We start from the raw sequence: 663 nt of genomic DNA, 5'->3' as shown, positions 1-663 counted from the left end.
GTGAAAATGGCAGACGTAAGTATTTCTGCCAATGAAACTCAAGTGGACATTGCAGAGCAAGCTTACACGCCTCAATTCGGTGTGGAAGTGATGTACGCCTATCGTCAAGCCAACAATATGAAAGGCGAACCTGCATCGGACTTGGTGAGCGCGTATCTAACAATGGACATTCCCCTGTTCACTGGCAATCGCCAAGACCGCAACTTAGCTGCCGCCCAGTATCAAGTGGGTGCTGCTCGCTCACAAAAAGATACGTTACTGACTCAGATGAACGCGAAGGTCAACACATTGCTGGTTGATCGCGCCAACTTGAGTCAGCGTTTAGAGCGTTATCAATCCACCTTACTTCCCCAAGTTCAAGCTCGTATTCACGCGGTAGAAAGGGGTTATCAAAACAACACCGCACAGTTTAACGACGTGATCATGGCAAGCACAGACGAGCTGGCGCTAAAGCTCGAACAGCAACGTCTTATTACCGATTTAAACATCGCAAACAGCAACTTAGCGGCTTTATTGGGTGGTTTCGAATATCAAGTATCCACACCCAACATCACGCCTGAAGCAAGCGCGAACTAAAACAAAAACATGAAAGAACCCAAGTTTGGGGACGATGGCGAATGCACACCAATAAACAATCAACATCGCTGTCATGCCTCATGGGGA

At 47.7% G+C, this 663-nt stretch carries 1 protein-coding gene; it reads left to right on the top strand.

Features of this window, described 5'->3' with window-relative positions; genetic code table 11:
- Nucleotides 1-576 (top strand): TolC family protein (locus R7044_RS25840; RefSeq protein WP_225456076.1); only part of this gene is annotated, 576 nt, incomplete at its 5' end.
- Between the last annotated feature and the right edge of the window lie 87 nt (nt 577-663).

It is taken from the genome of Vibrio sp. 1402 (assembly GCF_033340275.1).
The sequence above is the reverse complement of the archived record's forward strand: the minus strand, read 5'-3'. Positions and strand labels throughout refer to the sequence as shown.